The 2951-nt window shown below is 60.1% G+C and carries 3 protein-coding genes; all 3 read right to left on the bottom strand.

Annotated elements, in window-relative coordinates; all coding sequences use genetic code 11:
* A partial coding sequence (locus tag HMPREF9538_RS12825) for an MFS transporter (protein WP_171805138.1) occupies positions 1 to 529 on the bottom strand: 529 nt, incomplete at its 3' end.
* A 76-nt stretch (positions 530 to 605) separates the two neighbouring features.
* On the bottom strand, positions 606 to 1484 hold the full coding sequence (locus HMPREF9538_RS12830; RefSeq protein WP_009485229.1) for an SMP-30/gluconolactonase/LRE family protein: 879 nt from the start codon (positions 1482 to 1484) through the stop codon (positions 606 to 608).
* Between the two features lie 13 nt (positions 1485 to 1497).
* Positions 1498 to 2835 carry an MFS transporter gene (locus HMPREF9538_RS12835; RefSeq protein ID WP_004143425.1) on the bottom strand — a complete coding sequence of 446 codons (1338 nt, stop codon included), beginning with the start codon at positions 2833 to 2835 and terminating at the stop codon, positions 1498 to 1500.
* Positions 2836 to 2951: the final 116 nt, after the last annotated feature.

The raw sequence follows: 2951 nt of genomic DNA, 5'->3' as shown, positions 1-2951 counted from the left end.
GATAGCCGGTATGATGCCCCCCCAGCGCAACCCCTCGCTTCTCTTTCGGCCACCACTCCGCGGTGTTGCTGACGCCGACGGGTTCGCCCCAGCCGGCCCCAAGGTTGACGCCCACGCGCAGCAGCACAAAGGCCGTCAGCCCGTGGCTGATCGCTTTAATCCCGGAAATAAAAGACAGCGCGGTATAGCCCAGCACCAGCGGTACCTGAAAGCGCGCTCGTTTCCAGCCAGACCCGTAGCGATCGCTCCAGATGGAGCCGGGAATATCCAGCACCGCAAGGGCTACCATGATCAGGGCGACGATATTGCCCCACTGTTCCGGCGAGAGCGAGAACTCCTTAGAGATGACCGGGCCAAGGCGCAGGATCATCTCGCGATCGTAGGCGTTAAGCACCCAGATTAGCCAGCAAACCAGTAGCGAAACCCAGGAGAAGCGATGTATCAGCCGCTTTTTGCCACGTTGTTCGCCGGCAGGTGTGTGATTGATTGTTGTCATAGTCGTGTTTACTCCGCGGCGTCGCGACAGCATGATGCGCGCCGCCTGGTGTCAGGGTCAGAGTCAGTTCGCCGGGTATTATTGTTATCGCGGCGAGCCGGTGGTTCGTTTAGCCGGCGAAGCGCCGTTCTGCTACGCCGGTCACGCCCAGGTCGTAAATGGCGAACAGGCTGCCGCGCAGCTGATTATCTTCCGGGAAACGCGGCAGGGGCGGCTGCGCCATGGAGGTGACGTACAGCACATCAAGGTTTTCGCCGCCGAACATCACGCTGGTCACTTTTTTCACCGGCATCTCAATGATGCGATCGACCTTGCCCTCCGGGGTATAGCGCACCAGCTTGCCCGCGTAGACCAGCGCGTTCCACAGATAGCCTTCGCTGTCCACGGTGGCGCCGTCCGCCGCGCCGCCTTCGCTGCTATCGACATGGCAAAAGACCCGTTCGCCGGAAAGATCGCCGGTCGCGGTGTTGTAGTCCCAGGCGCAGATTTCGCCCGTCCAGGTATCGGCAAAATAGAAGGTCTCGCCGGAGGGGCTCCAGCAGGGGGCGTTAGAGACGATAATGTCTTTCTTCAGCACGTGCAGGGACAGATCGGGGTCCAGGCGATATAGCGCGCCGCTCGGTTCCTCTTCGCGCATATCCATTGACCCGAACAGAAAGCGTCCCTGACGATCGACTTTGCCGTCGTTGAGCCGGTTAAAGGGTCGGTCCGCTTCCGGATGGTGCAACAGCGTCAGCTCGCCGCTGGCGAAGTCGAGCAGATGAACGCCATTCTGCAGCGCCACCACCGCGCCTTCGCCGCTCTGGCGCATGGCGAAAGAGCCAATTTTCTGTCGCACGTCCCAGCTCTTGATCGCGCCGCCCTGCGCGTTGCAGGCGAACAGGCGCCCGTCGAGGCTGTCCACCCACCAAAGACGCTGCTGTTCGACATCCCAGACCGGGCTTTCGCCGAGTCGGGTTTTTAAATCCAGTAACACTTCAATGCGCATAATGGCCTCCTGATTACACTTTTTCGCCGTGGGCCTGTTTCGCCGATACGGAGCCTGGGGATGAGGAACTTTTGAGAAACAGGGACACCAGCGCGCCGATAATCAGTAGCGCGACAGCGAACCATAAGCCGGACGTTGCCGCACCGGTGCGGTCCTCAAACGCGCCGAGAATAAACGGCCCGAGAAAGCCCCCGCACAGCCCGAGGCAGTTGAGCAGGCCGAAGCTGCCCGCCAGCATATGCCCGCTCATGATGGACGGGAGCCAGTTAAAGATGATGGATTGCATAGCGAAGAACATGAAAGCGGCCAGCGAGAAGCCAAGCAGCGCCACACCGTGGCCGGCAATGGCGCCAATCGCCATGCCGGTCGCCATGACCAGATATCCGGCCATCAGCATGCTGCGGGAACGCTGTTCCGTGCGGGCGAATCGCGGCAGCAGGATCCCACCCGCGGCGGCGGCAATCCACGGGATGGCGGTCAGCAGACCAATCTGCAGCGGAGTAAGCTGGCCCCAGCTACCGATGATCCCCGGCAGGAAATAACTCAGGCCGTAAACCGAAAACTGGTGGGTAAAGTAAATCAGCACCAGCAACAAAAACACTCGGGTGGACAGCGCGGTTTTCAGGGAGAAACGGCTCGGCGTATGGCGCGTTTCCTCGGCTTCTTTCGCCAGTACCGCGTTAATGGCTTGCACATCGTCGCTGTCCAGCCAGCGGGCGTCGGCTGGTTTATCCGGCAGTCTGCGCCAGACGACGAACGCCAGCGCTATCGCAGGCAGCCCTTCGATAAAGAACATCCACTGCCAGCCGTGCCAGCCGGACATGCCATCAAGGCTTAATAACAATCCGCCCAGCGGCGCGCCGATAATATTGGCCAGACAGACCCCCAGCAGGAACAGGCCGGTGGCTTTTGCGCGCTCTTCGCGGCCAAACCAGAGGGTGAGGTAGTAAATAATGCCCGGATAGAGTCCCGCTTCGGCGGCGCCGAGCAGAAGGCGCATCACGTAAAAGGACGTAGGCCCGGTGACAAACGCCATACCGCAGGAGAGGATGCCCCAGGTAATCATGATGCGAGCTATCCAGCGCCGTGCGCCAATCCGGGTGAGAAACAGGTTACTGGGGATCTCCAGCACTGCGTAGGTGAGAAAAAACAACCCGGCCCCGAGGCCGAATGCGGTTGCGGAAAGGCCGATATCCACCGACATGGTCGCTTTCGCCATGCCAATATTGGTACGATCAATAAAGCTGATGATGTACGCCACGATAAGCAGCGGCATCAAATGGCGGTAGATTTTTTTATGGGTGCGTTGCAGCTGCGTCCCGTTTACCGCCTTTTCATTTATTGCGGACATGGTTATTATTTCCCCGTATTCGTGGTCAGAAGCCTTGCCGGGATCGAGACGATCCCGTTCGTCAGCTCACAGGTTGTCGCCGGGTGCTGACCCGAACGACGCCCCCCCCCCCCCCC

Origin of the sequence: Klebsiella sp. MS 92-3 (assembly GCF_000195655.1) — a bacterium.
In the GTDB taxonomy this organism is placed as follows: domain Bacteria; phylum Pseudomonadota; class Gammaproteobacteria; order Enterobacterales; family Enterobacteriaceae; genus Klebsiella; species Klebsiella pneumoniae.
The sequence above is the reverse complement of the archived record's forward strand: the minus strand, read 5'-3'. Positions and strand labels throughout refer to the sequence as shown.